Source organism: Vallitalea sediminicola, assembly GCF_054408565.1.
Genome location: NZ_BTPT01000082.1, coordinates 1 through 19,196, shown reverse-complemented (window position 1 = coordinate 19,196; position 19,196 = coordinate 1). Strand labels below are relative to the sequence as shown.

Genomic DNA, 19,196 nt, shown 5'->3' with positions numbered 1-19,196 from the left:
CCTTCTAATACCTCAATTACTCTTTCTGTATCTAACAAAAGACAAGTATGTAAGCAATATACTCATGATAACAAACACACCCATAATTACTATACCATACATACATTTATATCCACTATCCAAATATAACATTCCTTTGATCATCCAATAATTAGGCGTAATCACAGCTATTTTTCTTAGGACATTAGGCATGTAGTGTATTGGAATAATACTTCCACCTATAATGGCATTAATAAAAATATATATATTACTTACTAATATAACATTCTCATCTCTCTTAAACAAGCTAGAGATAAACATAGCAAAGCTAACTGCGAATAATATGCAGCTAATGATATACAAAATTATATAACCTAGATTATTATGAATGGTTAGATTGGTAGTAATCGATATCATTAAAAACCATACTATCACAATAATAAATATAAAAACCGTAGAGCTTAGTAGTTTACTTAATAGATACCTAAAAATCGATACGCGACCAATTTTCAATCTCCTAAAGCACATGTGTTCTCTTTCTCTTAATAAATCAATAGCTGTAAATATTGATATATACATTAAGAACATCATTATTATCGCAATAAAAAAGTAATTAACGGAAGTGGTAGAAGGAATATTTACTAATTCATTATATTCAAAGAATATATTTCTTCCTACAGATGTCATAACTAATTCATAGGAGATTTCATTGTTATATAATGAAATCTCCTCATTACTCATAGATAATTCTTTCATTTTATCATATAGTACTTCTACTCCCACTTGAACAGAAGTAATATATTTTTCATAACTTTCCATAACATTCTTAAAAAGTATTGCCTTCATAGGATCATTATAAGCAACTTTTACCTCTACTGGGTCCTGTTCAAATCTCATCAAACTATCTGCAAAATCTTTGGGAACTTCAACTAATGCATCGTATTCTCCTTGGTCAAAAGCTTCTTTTAACTCTATTGAACCAACACTTATATTAATGAAATCAGTAAACGACTCATTACCTTTATAAGCTTCAATAAGAGCTGAACTATATAGACTTTTATCGTTATCAATTATTCCTATGTTAATAGGTTTAACAAAAGATTTTTCAACTTGACTATTAGTAAAAAACAAGAAAATAAATACAAACATAGCTATTGGTAAAAAAAACAATAAAATATTTCGTTTTTTTTCTCTTATCAACTCTTTAAAATTTTTATTAAATAGTCCCCAGAAAGTAATTATCATTTAGAAAGTTTGACCTCCAGTAAATTGTCCCATAAATTGACTTAAAAATGGGTTAGTCATTATCTTGCTCATAATTGTGTTTTGCATATCAACAATTAATTTTTCTAACTGTTGTTGATCAAGCTCAATAGGATTAACACTTGTAGATTTGTCAATACCCTTAAATTCGAGTTTCTTATTTATAGAATTAATTACAGCTTCAAATTTCACTCCCATTTTCATATTTGTTTCAGTATCATTGATTTCTTCTATGAAATCAATTTTTCTTATATTATTATTTTTGTCAATATAAAGGTCAGCACTAACATTAATTCCAGCCTCTTTTAATTCTGGCAAAGCATTAATATCAAATTCTCCTTCTTCTGCTAATTTTTCCAATATTGATTTTCCATCTAATTCTTCTAACATTTCCTCATAGTTATTCTTAAAGTCTTCTATACCATTTTTGAATTCTTCTTCAGTCATTTCAAAATATGTATAGTCTTCATTTGCAATGATTTTTTCTGAAACTTTATCAATAACTTCATAAATAAATGCTTTAGCATCTTCATCAGTAACCATTTCATCCATTATCTTCATAGTGAATTCCATCATTTTAACATAATCAAATTGTATTGGATATTTATCACAATTAATATTTTCATCGCCAATTCTTACTGATTCCTTAGTTACATCTCCTAATATTCCTTTAACAAATTCACTAGTTAATTTGTTATATTTGCTTCTATCTATTTGTTTAGCAGATGGGTAATTGTCTTTATCCAATAATTCTAAGTAGTCTTTCCAATTAATACTAATATCTGTTTCCTCTTTTAATTTATTGAATAAACTATCCCATGTCATATAGAAAGTCTTGTCATATATAAAAGGTATATTAATTCCCATTAATTCTTTATCTATATAGAAATCAGCAGCTAAAAGTTTATTATTTTTCATGTTAACGTTAATAACACCTTCCATAATATGCTCTTTTCTATCCATCTTTGTATTCACATCAAAACTAAAATCTTTTACGATATTTACAGCAAGCGCTGCTTGTGGGTCAGTAGTATCCATACCTTGAATATCTAAATCAGTAAATGAAAATTTATAAGTTGCATCAATAGTATTAGCATCAATTAATTTTTCATAAGCAGCTACTAATTTATCTTCTGCACCTTTTTCACTAAATAAATCCTTACCAAATATCAGTACTGTCGCTAGAGCTAAAACTGCTACAATAAGTCCAACAGCTACACCAGCAATTACTTTATTACCTTTTTTGGCATTATTATTATTGCTATCGTTATCATTAGTAACGTTTTCTTCCACTGCGCCTTCTTCGACAACTTCATAAAGCCCTTCTTCGATTACGTTATTGTCAACTACTTCATCACCCATATTTGATTTCTCTATAGGATTATCTTCAATAGGGTTGTTGTCAGTCTTATTAAGTTGCTCGTTGTCATTTTCCATTAATATATTCTCCTCATTAATTATTTCTGGTTCAGTTTTATCTGTAAATTTATAGCCACAGATACCACAAAACGTAGATTCTTCTAAACATTCACCATTACATTTTGGACATTTCTTCATAATTCCCTCCTAGTTATATAATAATATTCTTATTACTTTTATTTTATTTATTATAATTAAAATAATTAATAAAATAATCAGGAATTTATTTTAGATGCAATATTAATTTTAACTACTGCTATCGTTAAATAATTATGACATAAAACAAGAATATTTTCAATACTATTTTATTTCCTTTTTGTTCTTAAACTATCATTAGCGCATATGCTATAGGTCTATTTCATATGTGCTAACGAAATTTACTATATAGGACATTAAAAGAACATTCCAACAGTATTATAATGATACCTTGGAATGTTCTTTTATCATTTGTAGAATTATTCACCATATGTCCTAGGTCATTTATTCTTTAAAATTATCCATAATTCCTTTAAAAACATCTTTTAAACTAGTTGATATATCTGAGTCATCATTAAACTTATTGAATTCTTCTTTATTAACATCATCTTTAGCTTCTTTTATGCTAAGTTTGATTTTCTTACCTTTTTCATCGATGCCTAGTAATTTAACAGATACTTTATCACCAATTTCAAGAACATCTTCTGGCTTTTCTATTCTTTTATCAGCTATTTCCGATATATGAACTAAGCCTTCAATACCGCCCTCTAACATTACAAAAGCTCCGAAACTTAATACTCTTACAACAGTACCATTATATACATTGCCTTCAGTATAATTTTCTTTCACTTTGAGCCAAGGGTCATCATTAACATTTTTAAGTCCCAGTGAAATTCTTTCTCTTTGCTTATCTACATCAAGTACATAGACTTCAACATTATCTCCTACAGTAACTACTTCTGAAGGGTGTTTTACTCTCTTCCATGATAGATCATTAATATGTACAAGTCCATCAATACCACCAATATCAACAAAAGCACCAAAATTAGTGATTCTCTTGACTATACCTGTCATTCTATCATTTTTAGTAATACTTTGAAGTAACTTTTGCTTTTTCTTATCTAATTCTTCTTTTTCAATTTCTTTTCTAGATATTACAACATTTTTCTTTTCAGTATCTAAGTCGATTACTCTTGCTTTTAATTCTTTACCAACAAACTCATTAAGGTCTTCTACGTAATTGACTGATAATCTAGAACCAGGCATAAAAGCTCTTACACCTTTAATAACACATTTAATTCCGCCTTTTACTGCTTCTTTTGCAATTACATTTACTGTAGTTTTGTTTTCAAAAGCATCCTTTAACTCATCCCATACTATGATTTGTTCAGCTTTCTTAATAGATAGCAAAACATTTCCTTCACCATCATGTAAATCAGTAACTTGTGCTTTGATTATATCATTTTCCTTATATAGCTCTTTTAAACTTACATCTGCATCATGAATAATTTCTTGTGCAGGTACGATACCATCAGAAATATAACCTATGTTAACAAGTATTTCTGTATCTGTTACAGATAATACTTTACCTTCGACAATATCACCTTCTGTAAGTTTCACAAAAGTATTATCAATCTCCTCAGCATAATCTTCCATTGAAGGTGTAATCTCTACTTCTGTTTCTTTGATTTCTTCTTTGATTTCTTCTTTAACTTCTTCTTTATCCACAGCATCTACGATTTCTGCTGGTGATTTAGTAACATTTTCGTCCATATCTAATTTCTCCTTTCTAATAACTTAACTTTCGTAGCAACTAAAACATATATATTTTATGCTATAGTGACCTTCTTCTTTTAAGCATATGGAATATGACATTTTCATATGCATTAATGAAAGTATCTTTTCTTGTTTAACTACGAAAGTTATTTTATAAATATACCTTATTATATAATACATTAAATTTATACTATTGAAAAGGTTTTTTGTATACAAATTCCTTAATCAATAATATTTTTTGCTTTTTTATTCCCTGTCTTTGCTTTTCCTTGTATTTCAGGTACTATTCTCATATCATTTTTAGGAAATCTGTGTTTTCTATTACTCTCTGTTCCATGTGGTTCTTCTGGATTGGGTCTTTTCATACCAGCTTTTGCCATTATTAATACCTCCTGTATTTTTATTGAAATGGGTTCATAGATGTTTAAGTTCACTATATATAGGATATGTAAACTTTGACATTTTATTAGTTTTTAAAATTAAATGAATATTTTACTAAAATTGTATAATAATAAATTATACAATCAAATTTTATAGGAGGTTATTATGACAACAAAAGAATTATCTTACATTAATGATGTTCTTACACAAACAAAAGTATTGATTGAAAAATACCAAGATTATAGTACTCAAGTACAAGACGAAAGTCTAAAAAATCTATGTACTCAAATGGCTACTAAGCATATGGATTGCTATAACGGTATCTATAGTCAATTGAATAGCTAATTAAAGGAGGTTTTTTTATGCGTAAAGAAGAAGATTTAATAAATGATTGTTTAGTTTCAGAAAAGCAGCTTTGTTCAACATTATCAACAGCTGTCACAGAAGCTGCAACCCCTAATGTTCGACAAGAATTTGAAAACGCATTGAACAATTCATTTTGTACTCAAGACAATGTGTATAAGGAAATGACTACTAAAGGCTGGTATAAGGTTGAAGCTGCAGAACAAAACAAAATATCTGAAGCAAAAACTAAGTTTTCTAGCAAACCAATGTAATAATTCAAGGGGCTGTATAATGATACAGCCCCTTTTAACACATTACTAAAACTTGAATTTTGATAATGAATCTGCAAAAGCATTATTCAAAGGTTTATCAGCATCTTTTTTGATTTTGTTCATATAGTTCTTAACTTGATTTTTATTCATTTGACTAGAATTAGATTCTTTTCTCTTGTTCCATGAATTAAGTTTCTCTTTGAAACCACAATTATTACATATGAACATTTTTTTATCCCCTTCTCCAACCATTAGCATTTTCTTATGGCACTGAGGACATCTTGCATTTGTAACCATATTAAGCTTCCTTCTGTATCCACATTCCCTATCTTTACATACAAGCATCTCACCTTTTTTATTATTAACTTTCAATAAATTGCTACCACAATCTGGACACTTTTCACCAGTGATATTATCATGTTTAAAAGTCACGTTATCTTCTTTAACTTTATCAACAAGTTCTCTTGTGTATTTCTTTATATTACCAATAAAAACAGGTTCTTTTACATTACCTTTACTTATACTTGTCAATTCCATTTCCCATTTTGCTGTAAGTATAGGAGATTTTATATCATCTGGTACTAATTCAACCAATTGTTTTCCTTTTGAAGTAGGGTGTATTTTACCATCTTTGTTATCTATATAATAGGTATTGTATAGCTTTTCGATGATATCTGCCCGTGTTGCTACAGTTCCTATCCCACCCACACTTGATAAAGTCTCTTTCATTTTGTTTTCTTTGACGAATTTCTTAGGATTTTCCATATCCGCTAAGAGTAAAGCTTCAGTATATCTTGAAGGTGGCTTTGTAGTACCTTCAATATAAAATACTTTATCTATTTTTACTTTATCATTCTTTTTAAAGTTAACCTGCTCATTTTTTATATCTTCATTATTGGAACCAATGACTTTCCAACCTTGATTAATGATATGTTTGTAAGTAACACTAAACAACTCATCTTTTATTGCAAGTTTTACTTTTATCTCTTTATATTCACATGGCATAGAAAGAACTTCTAAAAATCTTTTCACAATAAGATCATATATTTTTCTTTCATCTGAAGATAAGTCATTTAAAAATACTGTTTGTTCAGTAGGTATAATCGCATGATGGTCAGTTACCTTCTTATCATCTACAAATCTATTGGATATATTTAATTTTGATCTAATCAACGCTCTTGCAAACCCTTTATATGAACTGGAAGTTATACTTTCTAATCTTTCTTTTAATGTAGGCACTATATCTTTAGATATATATTTGGAGTCCGTTCTTGGATATGTGACTGCTTTATGACGTTCATATAATTGCTGCATTATTTGTAAAGTTCTCTTTGCAGAAAAACCATATTTGTTGTTTGCATCAATTTGCAATGTTGTTAAATCATAGGCATAAGGATTGTGTAGTTTTTTGATTTTTTCTTCCACACTATTGACAATACCATCTTCATTTTTTAGTTTGGCTAAGATGCTATCTCTTTTTTCTTTGTTGAATAGCCTAGAGTTACCTTCCTTAGCTAATAAATTGAACTCTACATTATTAGCTAAACATTTTAACTCCCAAAATTTTGCTGGAACAAATTTTATGATTTCATTTTCTCGTTGAATAATCATATTTAGAGTTGGTGTCTGTACTCTACCTGCTGATAACTGCACATTATGTTTGCATGTTAGTGCTCTAGTTAAATTCAGTCCTACATACCAATCTGCCTTTGACCTTGCAACTGCTGACTGATATAGATTCCAATATGCTTTTCCATCTTTTAGATTCCTAAATCCATCTTTTATAGCTTTATCTGTTTGTGAGGAAATCCATAATCTTTTTATTGGTTTATTAACTCTTGCTTTTTCAATAATCCATCTTGCAACAAGTTCACCTTCTCTTCCAGCATCTGTTGCAATGACAATATCAGTTATATCTTTGTTGTTCATTAGATTCTTAACAACATTAAATTGTTTAGAAGTCTTCTTGATAACTACTAATTTCATCTTTTCTGGAAGCATGGGCAAGTCGTTCATATTCCAACTCTTATATCTTTCATGATAACTTTCTGGATTTGCTAAAGTTACTAGATGTCCAAGTGCCCAAGTTACCACATATTTATCTCCATATAATGCTCCGTCTGATTTTCTTTTACATGAAAGAACCCTTCCGATTTCTCTACCAACAGAAGGTTTTTCCGCTAATACTAATGTTTTACCCATTTTTTATCCATCCTTTTTTTATATCTCATCTATTTGCCAATCAATTTCATCTCTATCAATACTCTTCAAAAAATTATTTACTTTGGAAAATGGTTCACTTCCAACAAAGCCCCTACTTGCAGATAAAGGACTTGGATGAACAGATTTTATAATAAAATGCCTATCATTGGTAATAAGTTTTTCCTTTGATATAGCATAGTTGCCCCACAAGATAAAAACAACCGGTTCTTCTCGTTCATTTAGTAGAGATATTATTTTATCAGTAAATATCTGCCATCCTATTTTACTATGAGAAGATGGTTTTGAAGCTCTCACTGTCAATGAGGCATTCAATAATAATATACCTTGTTTAGCCCATTTAGTCAGGTTACCATGACTTGGTATTTTACAACCTAAATCTTTATTTAGTTCTTTATATATATTTACTAGCGAAGGCGGTATCTTAACTCCTTTTTTTACTGAAAAGCTCAAACCATGTGCTTGGTCAGGTCCATGGTAAGGATCTTGCCCTAATATTACAACTTTAACATCCTTATATGATGTGTAATGCAATGCATTGAAAATATCATACATATGAGGATATATTGTGTAACTACTGTATTCATCTTTCAGGTAACATCGTAAATTTTTATAATAATCTTTTTCAAATTCATCCTCTAGAAGTTCTTGCCAATCATTCTCAAATATTTTTTTCATCTAATTCCATCCCCTTTTTATTTTTCACTAGTCAATTTCAAAAAATCTGAACCTGATGGATTTTGATATACTTTCAAATCAAACTCAGTAATTATAGCAAATAGATGGTCAAAAATATCTGCCTTAATTCCTTCATAATTAGCCCATGCTATATCATTAGTGAAACAATAAATTTCGATAGGTAATCCTTTATCTGTAGAAGCTAATTGCCTTACTAACAAAGTAAAGTCATTATGTATATTAGGATTGCTTCTCAGACATTCAATTATATAAGCTCTAAATGAACCAATATTAGTAAGTTGCCTACCATTCACATTGTTACTCATGTCACAATTTTTATTATAAGCAGTAATATCACATTGCTTAGTTGTTAAATAATCTTTTAATAGATCCACTTCCATTAAATGATTATATAAATTATCATCAAGAAATCTAATGCTAGTTATATCTATATATATTGCGCTCTTTATTCTTCTTCCACCAGCGTCTGTCATCCCTCTCCAATTCTTGAACGATTCATCAATGAACTTATGCGCCGGGATATTGACTAATGTTTTATCCCAATTTTCTACAGTTATATTCGTTAATGATACATCAACTACTTCACCATCTGCACCAAATTGTTGCATTTCTATCCAATCACCAATTTTCAATAAATTATTAGTTGATAATTGAATTCCTGCTACAAGACCTAATATTGAATCCCTAAATATCAGAATAATAATTGCAGACATTCCTCCAAGCCCACTCAACATAGCCCAAGCTGCAGAATCACTTGTAAAAATAGCAATAATGAATACAACAGCAAATAAACTTATAATAATTTTTATAACTTGTATAATCCCTTTTATAGGACGACTTTTTGAAAATTCTTTGGTTCTATATATTTGTTGTATTGAATCTAATATCTTAAACATAGTTAAAGTCATTATTAATAAGATATATGCATATACAAAACTCTGTATTATTTCACTAGATTCAAACGACTCAGAAAAGACATAAATTATTATAGCTGGAGCTATATGTGATATATTATGAAATACTTTTTTTTCATATAATATCTCGTCAAATATATTATCTGTTTTATTAACTATCTTATGGATAATATTAAGTATAATATATTTGGTGATTTTTTGTACAATAATACAAATCAAGATAATTATCAATATGGATATAGCTATGCTTACCCATTCGTAATATATATCATATCGTTCTAGCCAACTCCCAATAATATTTACCATTTTCTTAACCTCTCCAATTAGTTTTTTTATAGCATAAAAATTATAGCATATAAATTAAAATTTTTCTATTTTATTTTTCACACATTAGGACACCAAGACATACTATATACTAGGACAAGACAATAAAAGGAGGTTAGAATAAATGGCTGACGGTTATGGATTTCATCATGATCTTGGTAGATTAATAGGTCAAACAGTTACTATTTTTACAACAAGTGGTGGAGCATCAGGTTGTGGTTTTACTGGTATAGTTCTTGCTTGTACTGAATGTTTTGTTAAGTTATTAACTTGCCCAGGTGGAGCTCCTACTTATCCAATTCAAGGCCCATGTGCAGCTTGCTGTGGTCAAGGATGTAACACTTGCAAAACTAATTTTAGTGGTTGCGGTGGCGGTTGCGGCGGTGGCTGCGGCGGTGGTTACGGTAGTGGCGGTTACGGTGGCGGTTGCTGTGGAGGTTATAATAATTATAACTATTTAGGTTCTGTTACTTTAATACCTTGTGACAAGATTGCTTCTTTCGTACAAAACGCAGTTCAATAGTAATAATAAAAAAGCAGGGATTTCCCTGCTTTCTTCATATACAATTATTTAATATAAATATATTATAGGTAGATGAAAATTTCTATCAGTAATAATTAATCCACTATTCTAATATAATTAATCACAAAGGTAATTTATTCTCTATATGATTCCTATAGAGTAATATTATGGTGATTAATATGGTTGATAATATATTCTCAGATAACTTGAAAAAATTCCTTTATAAGACAGTTACAATTCACACTGTTGGGTGTAATGATAATAGCGTTGATTTTACCGGAACACTTGCAGCAATCCACGAAGATTATGTTACATTAATCCTCACACTTGGGGTAATAAAAAAGCATGATGAATCACCAAAAAATATGATTAATTTTAATAGAACCTTCAATAACTCTCCCCCTTGTTTATATAACCCTGGCTCTATCGCTGATATTCCCATTTCCAAAATAGCAGCAGTTATACATTACCCAGTATAATCAACGTATGTTTACCCCATATTTTTATTTTTTATCTATAATTTCTTTTTCATTTTTCCTTAGTTTACTATAGACAAGCATATATGATTTATCAATCAAATCTTTTATCATAGGATCTGGCAAACTGCCATCAATTATAACCGTATTCCAATGTTTTTTATTCATATGGTATCCTGGAATAATAGCTTCAAAATTATCTCTAAGGTAAAGTGCCTCACTTGGATCACTTTTCAAGTTTACTCTTAGTTCATTATCATCGCTATTAAACAGACCAAACATCTTATTAGACACCTTAAATACTGGAACATCTTCCCCAAAAGGATAATCTTCGTAAGCACCAGGCTTGCTTAGTATATATTTTTTCACTTCTTTACGAGTTAACATATTATTCCTCCATATCTTCTTTTGAATCACTCAATTTCCCTTACCATATCTTTTACATACTTTCTGTTCATCGTCTTCTTTTTCTTTCTATTTTCTTTTGTTTCAAATATAATGTCCATATCATAATCTTCGGGATATAATTCTTTACTATCTATAAAAAGTGATATTCTTTTTATTTGAACCAACATTTTTTTATTTCTTACCATCACCCCAACTTCACCTTTTTTATTTACATCAGCATATACAATCCCTTTTTGTTTAACCGTATGAACATATACTACATCTCCTATTTTGTACTCTACCAATTCATCAGGTTCTACAATATGTTTTTGTCTATCTAAAGATTTAGGTCGTTTTGCTTTTGTATAATAATTTGTTATTGGGCGTTGCTTATTTATTTTTTCATTGAATAGTAATGATCTATAATCTTTTTCTTCATTATAAGTTATTTTATGTGCTCTTTCAATAACATCTGTTTTCATACCTAATCTAAGGGCTATTATAAAAGCGTTACTTTCTCCAGCTTCACCTATTACCAATTTGTACATAGGTTTCAATGTAGCTAGATTAAATGTCATTCTACCATTGTTAAACCCTTCATGCTCTGTTGCAAATGTTTTAATTTTACTGTAGTGTGATGTAGCTATGATTGTAGAACCTCTATCATATAATTCCTCTAAAACAGATACCGCTAACCCTTCTCCCTCAGCTGGATCCGTTCCTGCACCTAACTCATCAAGTATTATTAATGTGTATTTCGTAGAAGCCTTCATAATCTCTATTATATTTTTAACATGAGCAGAGAAGGTACTGAGGGATTGTTCTATACTTTGACCATCACCAATATCAACTAATATATCACTATAAATAGAGAATTCACTTCCTTCATCAACTGGAACATGTAATCCTGATTGTATCATTGCAGTAAATAATCCTATTGTCTTAAGAGCTACGGTCTTACCTCCTGTGTTAGGACCTGTTATCACTAAAGCACTGTAATCATTCCCTACTTCAAAGTCAAGTGGAACAACATCATTCCCAAGCATCGGATGTTTCCCCCCATTAATCTTGATATAACCATCAAAATTAACTTTAGCACTTCTGCCGTTGATACTTTTACTGTATTTACCTTTAGCAAATACATAATCATAATAAGCCATAGTTTCAATATTGATATTTAATTCTCTGCTATATGATTCAACCATATAAGTCAGGTATAACAGAATCTGATACTCTTCTTTTTCCTCATCTATTTTAAGTAAATCGAGTTCACTTTGTACTTTTCTTACTGCTTGTGGTTCTATAAACAATGTAGATCCTGTGGAAGATTTATCAATTACAGTACCCGCTATATTATTTCTGTATTCACTCTTGACAGCAATAACATGTCGCCCATTTTTAATGCTTACAATATTTTCTTGTAAGTATTTTTTGTTGGTTGATGATTTTATGACATCATCCAATTTCACCTTCACTCTGTTTTCTGCAATATATATTTTTTTTCTTATCTTTTCTAATTGTGCACTTGCTTTATCAACAACCCTATTGTTATCAATACATTTATCAATCTCCTCAGTAACATCACTTAAATCAAACATGGAAAAAGCGTAATTACTTATTGTAGGTGCTATATATTTTCTTTCTTCCATAAATCTTATTAATTTTTTCGTACTACGAAGCAATCCTAGGATACTTTGTAAATCTTCTGGATTAAGGGCTGTTCCTTTCCCTAATTTTTCTATAACAATTTCTATACCAACTAAATTTTGTATAGGTACTGCTGAACTTTTATCCATAATGTTTCTTGCTTCTGTTGTCTCAACTAATTGATTTTTGACTCTGTCTATATCATCACTGGGTTTTAAATCATCAATTAATTTCTTACCTAATTCAGATACAGTCAATTCTCTTAAATTATCTTTGATCTTATTATATTCTAATAGCTCTAAAGCTTTTATATTCAACGGTATTACCTCCATTTTTCTATATTAAAATTACTTATTGACTTATAAATTACATAAAATAGAATACTTTTAATCCAATTAAAAAAGCCGAAAATGAACATATTCATTTTCAGCTATAATTATCCCAATATTCTATATATGAAACGTATATAAATATGATAATTACAGTATATAAATGTTCTATTAAAAAATCTAATGATAAGTACACTTATTAAACCTATTATCTAGGCATAATCAGTACTTACTAGACATATCAAAAAGCATAATAATTTCACTATTAAGTAAGATTATTATAATTTTATCATGCCGCTATGAAATTAGATTAGTTAAAGAACACTTTCGCCATAAACTTACCTCTCACATTTATATACTAAATTATCTGATTTCATCTTACTAAATAATCTTGCTTTTGTCAATAATTAAACTATATTACGGTAACAAATATTTTTTTATATGTTTATTCAATCTTCCTAACTTAACAATTAAATAGCTAATTATATATGTTAGTCCAACTCTACCTATTATTCTAATTATGGTATTCATACCTTTTGGAACAATATCATTAGCTATATTAATCAGAACCAGCATATGTACTATATAGATACCAAATGTTGCATTACTCATTGAAACAATTATCTTTTTCATATTAATAGGTATTATATTATTTAGGTCATTATACTTAAAGAAAATAAACACTCCTACAGAAATAAAAAAAGTAGTAATAACAAAATGATTATAGAATTGTTCATTTAATTTATTATCCCCAATACTAGTAAGATATATTAATATTGGAACAAGTATAAAACTTAATATGGAAATCAAATAGATGATTCTTCGTATTTTCTTACCTATCTCAATTTTGTTCAGATAATAACCTAGAACAAAATAACCTATGAATCCCCCGACCATTGGTACATCCAATATTCTAATATATGAGGGTTGCTCATGTTGAATACAATAATATATGATTTTATATGTATAACTACCTATAGTAGATATCAACCATAATATAAGCCAATACCTTATTTCTTTGGTACTAGAATGTTTAATGATCTTTCGTAGAAACGGAGTAACTAAATATATCGTAATAATAACATATATAAACCAAAGATGATAATATGCCCTATCATAAATAATATCTGTCAATAATATTTTAGGATATGATAATATTTCTGGCATGTCCATTTCAATAAAATAGTGTTTAGCTATTGAATAAATGATAGACCATATAATTAACGGAATACCTATCTTTCCAACCCGCTTTTTCAAGAATTCTGACGTGCTTTCTTTGCTATCATCTAATAGCAGAACTCCACTTATCATAAAAAACACTGGTACTCCCCATCTAGAAATCGAATTAAATATATTTGATACCCACCAATCAAATCTTCCTATATTCTCCACCTTAATTACATCCATTGCCGTCACATGGATAACAATAACTGCTAAAATAGCCATAACACGCAATATATCTAAATATAGGATTCTATCTTTCACCTGCTGCTTATTCACTTAATCTTCCTCTCTAAAATTATAGTAATATTGTAGCAAATAATTATGATATTGAAAACTTTCCAATTCGGTCTGCACTTCCCCAATGATGATCAGTAAAGAAATATGAAATAGTACCAATTATTGTAAATACCATTCCCAATGGTCTATAAATCAAAATCTCGAATGGCAAAAATAATATTATCTTAACATAATCTAACTTAGAATATAAAAAACCATAGGTTCCACTGACGGTTAAGCACAATATATCTTGTGAAACAGCAATACCAGTTGATATCATAAAAAGTATAACAATCAGATGAGTATCAATTCCATGAACTGCTAGATTAAGTAACATAAACACTGTAGAAAACGCTGTAAGAGTTCCAATGATGAATGAATCAAATAAAAAATAATAAGATAATATTCTATTGAAACCGCTAAACAATAAATCCCAATATTCTATTACACAATCGATAAAAGCTCTTTGCCATCTTAATCTCTGCTTGAATAAACCCCTTAAATTAGCTGGGCATTCAGTATAACAAATAGCTTCTGGTATATATATCAGCTTAAGTTTTTTCTCACTCTTATTAATATACTTTTGTAATTTTAGGGTTATGTCCATATCTTCCCCCACTGTACTTCTATATCCATCAACTTGGAATAAGATGTTTTTTTTAAATGCACCAAAAGCCCCAGCAATCACTATCATTGATCCAAATTTCGCTTGAGTTATTTTTCTTAAGAAAAAACTATCTAAATATTGTAAAACTTGACATCTAATAAGAGGTCTCATACCAAACTTAGGTAGTATTTCCCCATTTTCTTTTTTAATTCCTTGAGCTATGTGTACTGTCCCCCCTGCTGCAACGATATCTTCATCTTGAAAGCCAGCATTAACATGGTTGAGAGCGTCTTTTTTCAGCATACTATCTGCATCAATTGTTATCAATATTTCATTTTTAGCATACTCAATACCAGCATTTAAAGCATCTGCTTTACCGCCATTTTCTTTATCAATAACATATATATTCGGATATTTTTTTGAACGAAAAACATTATGAATTAATTTATGTGATAATTGATTAGATTTAGTTCTATGGGTTACTTCTAACTCAAGATATGCATGTAAGATTCGTAAAGTATTATCAGAAGAACCATCATTTATTATAAGTGTCTCGTAATTACTATACTCTAAATTAAATATAGCATCAATGCAATTTTTTATTACTAATTGCTCATTATATGAAGGTATCAATATAGAGATACCCTGTTCTGTAATCACTATACTTTGCTTTTTTGATTTTTTATTATTCCATATGGTTTGTATAGGAATAATGAAATACAATATTTGAAAAATTACATATAGGCAAAATATAATTGTGGCAAATATTGTCATCTTATCACCTCTTTTTTGTTTTATATTTATCGTGAATTAATCAAAAATTCGATTCTCCTTCCATAGTCTATTGTTAATACATTAATATATTAGAAATTATAATCATTTTCATTTTATTGTCAATTTTTATATTTTTTTATAATATATGTATAATTAGTAATTTTATTGTGACATATTGCAATATCAACTCATATATCAACAATATTTTATTCACTATCATTATACCAAAATATAATTTTATAAAGTTTATTATTACCTTCATACTATATTTTGATAATAAATTTACAATTTTTTTATATATTTTTTTTGTTTTTTTTGGACAAGGTGTAACCATATCCTTAGTACAAGCATATATTATATTAGAACAAGCTCTAAAGGAGGTTTGACATGAAACGTTATAGTAAATGTGATTATGAATGTGACTATGATTGCGATTACGATTATGATTACGATTGTGATGATGATTATGATTGGGGTAAGGAATGTTGCCATCATAAACCAAAATATGAAGAATATATCTGCAAATGCTATTGTATCTGCAAAAAACGTAAGCGTAGAAGAAAACATCATTGCTGTTAATAATTGATTTTAGATGAATCATCCTGTAAAAAAAAATAGTTCTGTTTTTTCAGAACTATTTTTTCTATAAACAATATATTTTTTAAAACAAAGCAAAAACCATCTTATTCAAATATTTCAAATTCTTTGATACTCGCCCAACAATCATCTTCTAATCCAGTAATTGTAATACGAACATATCTTGCAGTTGCCAAGAAATCATCTTCCTGCAATTGATTGTTTGAAGTATTGTTAGTCTTGTCTATTACATTAATCCAATCACTATCATTAGTAGAAACATCAATTTTATATTTATATACGTTTCCATCATATTCCCATACAACTTTTGTCTTGGCAATATTATAATTATTGCCCAAATCTATTTTCCACCAATGATTATTATCATCATTATTAGCACACCATCTAGTAGACATATTTCCATCATTAGCTTTACAAGGATAATTCTTATGGAAAATGTTTTGTTCACTACTAGCACTACAATGTTTATCAAGAGCTATATTCTGTTTCATTGCGTCAGTAGTAGTAAAATTATCACTTGCTTCAATTCTATAAGTATCATCATATCCCAAGATAAACTTATAACTATTATTAGCTCTATACCTGTCTTTATTATCTACAATAATATCTTCAGGGTTAAAAGTAACTGTTCCTTCTCCATCTGTGATTCCTAGATCAGGTAATTTTGCCCACCATATAGATACAGGATTACCATCTGGAGTCTCACTTTCTTCGTATAATCCTATCCAATCATCCGTATGAGTGGGATTATTACTCTTAGTAATGGTTATATCTATGGGTTCATCTAATGCAAATGTATCTTTTGAAAGAGATAGTGAGGCAGGTATTATCTCAAAATCATTACTTGCTTGAATATCATATGTATCATCATATGCAAAAATGAACTTATATCTTCGTCCACCATAATATCTACCCTTATTATCAGATGGAATATCTGCTGGATTGAAAGTAAATGTACCACTATCGCTTGTAATACCTAATTGTGGTAACGTTCTCCACCATATTGAACTTGGATCACCATCTGGAGTTTCATTTTCTTCATATAGCCCTACCCAATCCTCATTACCTGGAATAGGTCTTCCATTATTTAATGTTACCTCTATAGTTCCATTAATGTCAACTGCACTTTCTGACAATATCAAAGTTGGTTTTATTACCCTTCCTCTTAATGGCACTAAACTTTCTTTACCGAATGAATCAATTGCTGTAACTACGAATTCATAGTCAACATTACTAGATAATCCTGCTATATCAAAAGATAATTTATCAGGCATAGGATAGTTGTAAAACTCAGAAAAAGCTAGAACTTCTTTATCAATATTTCCATTTGCTTTATTCATCGCTTGTATTTTATAGGAATGAACCATATCTTCATCCTTAGCTTGATCAAATGTAATCTTCACTGTATCTGATTGAACATAACTAAGTTCAAGCTGGGCTGATTCTTCAAAATATGGATTTTCACTACTATCTACTCGCTCATCTGTATATATATACTTTGTTTTATCTGATGGATCTTCAATAATCCAATCATCTTTTATTACTCTATCATTATAAAAGTCCATACGCTTCAAGGTTACTCTATTAGTAGTTTTATTTACATTCATCATTAATCCTTCACTAAATTCTCTACCACCAGGAGGAACACTTCCTTGGATTTTTCCGCTCTCCAATTCCATATAGCTCGTAGAAGCTGTACCTATTGAAGTAAAATCCTTTTGATGAATTGACCTTTCATCATCTATTGCATAATGGGAATGTCCTGAAAAAGTTATTACTTGTGGATAATCTTCTAATACATCATATAGTGCAGGATTTCCCCACTCATGACTTCCGTATACAGTATTAGAAATATGCTGATGTACTGTAACAAAAATTGGTTTTAATGGATCGTCATTAGTAGCCATCTCCAATTGTTCTCTTAACCATGATTTTAATGAATCAGTGAATTTTCCATGTGTTTCTCTTCCCTCTGTACTTACTTGTACAAAATGATATCCCTCTAATATTTTATGAGAATGTATTTTTTCGCCAGTTTTACTTTCAAATCTATCTTGTGCATGAACAGGCAATAATCCATTCCAATAATCATGGTTACCCATAACCCATAATTTTAAAGCAGTTTGAGGAGCATACTGATTATAAACTTCCAAAAAATTATCGTATTCACTACTATGCCCAGCATCTGTAAAGTCACCAGCTATTAGTATTCCGTCCATATTGGTTACTAGTTCATTGGATCTTGTTAAAACTTTTTTGAGCTTTTCTTTTGCAATAGAATCTCCAATATGTACATCACTCACTACTAGAACTTCTAAATCTCCATCACCTTCTCTAATATCATCTACTAGATTAAACTCAACACTTGCATCTATAGGATATCCCCCTACATCATCATTGAATAAAACAAGTTTATATCTAGCAGATGGTCTGAATCTATCGTTATCTATGCTGGATAAGTCTAAATTAAATGTTCCATTACCATTATTAACACCTACTTCAGATAAATACTTCCACCAAATTGATGCTGGATCACCATCTGGGGTTACATTAATCTCATATAATCCAACCCACGCATCATCTCTTAGGCTTCCATTTTCTATTGTGATTTCTAGTGAACTGTTTAGTGTAACATTAGTCTTTGACAATGTAATTGATGGTATATCCTGCGCTTCAGACTTAATAGGATTTAATACCATAGCGGCCATTAAGGCAACCATTATACATGTAGCAATTGATTTACTGAATACTTTTTTTAACATATGTGCTCCTCCTAGTATAATAATGT

Annotated in this window: 17 protein-coding genes; 5 read left to right on the top strand and 12 right to left on the bottom strand. The window is 29.4% G+C overall.

Translation table 11 applies throughout. The features are described from left to right. Nucleotides 1-12: 12 nt before the first annotated feature. The 4 genes from ACX6CF_RS24110 to ACX6CF_RS24095 form a co-directional block, all read right to left on the bottom strand. Entirely contained in the window at nt 13-1,224 is a 1,212-nt protein-coding gene (locus ACX6CF_RS24110; protein ID WP_458787930.1) for an ABC transporter permease, read from the bottom strand. After that, nucleotides 1,225-2,799, bottom strand: a complete 1,575-nt coding sequence (locus tag ACX6CF_RS24105; protein WP_458787929.1) for a hypothetical protein — start codon at nt 2,797-2,799, stop codon at nt 1,225-1,227. It lies immediately after the preceding gene. Nucleotides 2,800-3,141: 342 nt separating this feature from the next. Then, nucleotides 3,142-4,410 (bottom strand): 30S ribosomal protein S1, encoded by a 1,269-nt coding sequence (gene rpsA, locus ACX6CF_RS24100; protein ID WP_458787928.1) that lies wholly within the window; start codon nt 4,408-4,410, stop codon nt 3,142-3,144. A gap of 224 nt (nt 4,411-4,634) precedes the next feature. Beyond that, entirely contained in the window at nt 4,635-4,793 is a 159-nt protein-coding gene (locus tag ACX6CF_RS24095) for a hypothetical protein (protein WP_458787927.1), read from the bottom strand. A 166-nt stretch (nt 4,794-4,959) separates the two neighbouring features. On the opposite strand from ACX6CF_RS24095, the gene ACX6CF_RS24090 reads away from it, so the two are divergent. Together ACX6CF_RS24090 and ACX6CF_RS24085 are read left to right on the top strand one after the other, a co-directional pair. Beyond that, nucleotides 4,960-5,139: a hypothetical protein gene (locus ACX6CF_RS24090; RefSeq protein WP_458787926.1), complete on the top strand. Its 180-nt coding sequence runs from the start codon at nt 4,960-4,962 to the stop codon at nt 5,137-5,139. 17 nt (nt 5,140-5,156) lie between these two features. After that, entirely contained in the window at nt 5,157-5,411 is a 255-nt protein-coding gene (locus ACX6CF_RS24085; RefSeq protein WP_458787925.1) for a spore coat protein, read from the top strand. A 45-nt stretch (nt 5,412-5,456) separates the two neighbouring features. Here ACX6CF_RS24085 and ACX6CF_RS24080 read toward each other — a convergent pair whose 3' ends face one another. From ACX6CF_RS24080 to ACX6CF_RS24070, 3 genes are read right to left on the bottom strand one after another with little or no spacing between them, the layout of a single operon-like run. After that, complete coding sequence (locus tag ACX6CF_RS24080) at nt 5,457-7,613, bottom strand: DNA topoisomerase III (protein WP_458787924.1); 2,157 nt, start codon at nt 7,611-7,613, stop codon at nt 5,457-5,459. Between the two features lie 18 nt (nt 7,614-7,631). Next, nucleotides 7,632-8,309, bottom strand: a complete 678-nt coding sequence (locus ACX6CF_RS24075; protein ID WP_458787923.1) for a uracil-DNA glycosylase — start codon at nt 8,307-8,309, stop codon at nt 7,632-7,634. A 17-nt stretch (nt 8,310-8,326) separates the two neighbouring features. Beyond that, entirely contained in the window at nt 8,327-9,550 is a 1,224-nt protein-coding gene (locus tag ACX6CF_RS24070) for a mechanosensitive ion channel family protein (RefSeq protein WP_458787922.1), read from the bottom strand. 142 nt (nt 9,551-9,692) lie between these two features. Here ACX6CF_RS24070 and ACX6CF_RS24065 point away from each other — a divergent pair, with 142 nt between their 5' ends. Then, on the top strand, nt 9,693-10,091 hold the full coding sequence (locus ACX6CF_RS24065) for a hypothetical protein (protein ID WP_458787921.1): 399 nt from the start codon (nt 9,693-9,695) through the stop codon (nt 10,089-10,091). 167 nt (nt 10,092-10,258) lie between these two features. Then, the gene (locus tag ACX6CF_RS24060) at nt 10,259-10,570 is read left to right on the top strand and encodes a hypothetical protein (RefSeq protein ID WP_458787920.1); all 312 of its coding nucleotides are present in this window, start codon (nt 10,259-10,261) and stop codon (nt 10,568-10,570) included. Nucleotides 10,571-10,594: 24 nt separating this feature from the next. On the opposite strand, the gene ACX6CF_RS24055 is transcribed toward ACX6CF_RS24060, so the two are convergent. From ACX6CF_RS24055 to ACX6CF_RS24040, 4 genes are all read right to left on the bottom strand, one after another. Continuing rightward, nucleotides 10,595-10,954 carry an MmcQ/YjbR family DNA-binding protein gene (locus ACX6CF_RS24055; RefSeq protein WP_458787919.1) on the bottom strand — a complete coding sequence of 120 codons (360 nt, stop codon included), beginning with the start codon at nt 10,952-10,954 and terminating at the stop codon, nt 10,595-10,597. A 26-nt stretch (nt 10,955-10,980) separates the two neighbouring features. After that, a complete protein-coding gene (locus ACX6CF_RS24050) occupies nt 10,981-12,918 on the bottom strand; it encodes an endonuclease MutS2 (protein ID WP_458787918.1) in 1,938 nt (645 codons plus the stop codon). Between the two features lie 429 nt (nt 12,919-13,347). Continuing rightward, nucleotides 13,348-14,430: an acyltransferase gene (locus ACX6CF_RS24045; RefSeq protein ID WP_458787917.1), complete on the bottom strand. Its 1,083-nt coding sequence runs from the start codon at nt 14,428-14,430 to the stop codon at nt 13,348-13,350. Between the two features lie 43 nt (nt 14,431-14,473). After that, a complete protein-coding gene (locus ACX6CF_RS24040) occupies nt 14,474-15,811 on the bottom strand; it encodes a glycosyltransferase family 2 protein (protein ID WP_458787916.1) in 1,338 nt (445 codons plus the stop codon). A 387-nt stretch (nt 15,812-16,198) separates the two neighbouring features. On the opposite strand from ACX6CF_RS24040, the gene ACX6CF_RS24035 reads away from it, so the two are divergent. After that, nucleotides 16,199-16,390: a hypothetical protein gene (locus ACX6CF_RS24035; protein ID WP_458787915.1), complete on the top strand. Its 192-nt coding sequence runs from the start codon at nt 16,199-16,201 to the stop codon at nt 16,388-16,390. Nucleotides 16,391-16,494: 104 nt separating this feature from the next. Here the strand turns inward: ACX6CF_RS24035 and ACX6CF_RS24030 are convergent, their stop codons facing one another. Continuing rightward, complete coding sequence (locus ACX6CF_RS24030; protein WP_458787914.1) at nt 16,495-19,170, bottom strand: discoidin domain-containing protein; 2,676 nt, start codon at nt 19,168-19,170, stop codon at nt 16,495-16,497. Nucleotides 19,171-19,196: the final 26 nt, after the last annotated feature.

What these genes read in the sequence shown, in the direction of transcription:
- ACX6CF_RS24110 (WP_458787930.1), bottom strand. Translation starts at nt 1,224, where the DNA reads ATGATAATTACTTTCTGGGGACTATTTAATAAAAATTTTAAAGAGTTG.
- ACX6CF_RS24105 (WP_458787929.1), bottom strand. Translation starts at nt 2,799, where the DNA reads ATGAAGAAATGTCCAAAATGTAATGGTGAATGTTTAGAAGAATCTACG.
- rpsA (WP_458787928.1), bottom strand. Translation starts at nt 4,410, where the DNA reads ATGGACGAAAATGTTACTAAATCACCAGCAGAAATCGTAGATGCTGTG.
- ACX6CF_RS24095 (WP_458787927.1), bottom strand. Translation starts at nt 4,793, where the DNA reads ATGGCAAAAGCTGGTATGAAAAGACCCAATCCAGAAGAACCACATGGA.
- ACX6CF_RS24090 (WP_458787926.1), top strand. Translation starts at nt 4,960, where the DNA reads ATGACAACAAAAGAATTATCTTACATTAATGATGTTCTTACACAAACA.
- ACX6CF_RS24085 (WP_458787925.1), top strand. Translation starts at nt 5,157, where the DNA reads ATGCGTAAAGAAGAAGATTTAATAAATGATTGTTTAGTTTCAGAAAAG.
- ACX6CF_RS24080 (WP_458787924.1), bottom strand. Translation starts at nt 7,613, where the DNA reads ATGGGTAAAACATTAGTATTAGCGGAAAAACCTTCTGTTGGTAGAGAA.
- ACX6CF_RS24075 (WP_458787923.1), bottom strand. Translation starts at nt 8,309, where the DNA reads ATGAAAAAAATATTTGAGAATGATTGGCAAGAACTTCTAGAGGATGAA.
- ACX6CF_RS24070 (WP_458787922.1), bottom strand. Translation starts at nt 9,550, where the DNA reads ATGGTAAATATTATTGGGAGTTGGCTAGAACGATATGATATATATTAC.
- ACX6CF_RS24065 (WP_458787921.1), top strand. Translation starts at nt 9,693, where the DNA reads ATGGCTGACGGTTATGGATTTCATCATGATCTTGGTAGATTAATAGGT.
- ACX6CF_RS24060 (WP_458787920.1), top strand. Translation starts at nt 10,259, where the DNA reads ATGGTGATTAATATGGTTGATAATATATTCTCAGATAACTTGAAAAAA.
- ACX6CF_RS24055 (WP_458787919.1), bottom strand. Translation starts at nt 10,954, where the DNA reads ATGTTAACTCGTAAAGAAGTGAAAAAATATATACTAAGCAAGCCTGGT.
- ACX6CF_RS24040 (WP_458787916.1), bottom strand. Translation starts at nt 15,811, where the DNA reads ATGACAATATTTGCCACAATTATATTTTGCCTATATGTAATTTTTCAA.
- ACX6CF_RS24035 (WP_458787915.1), top strand. Translation starts at nt 16,199, where the DNA reads ATGAAACGTTATAGTAAATGTGATTATGAATGTGACTATGATTGCGAT.
- ACX6CF_RS24030 (WP_458787914.1), bottom strand. Translation starts at nt 19,170, where the DNA reads ATGTTAAAAAAAGTATTCAGTAAATCAATTGCTACATGTATAATGGTT.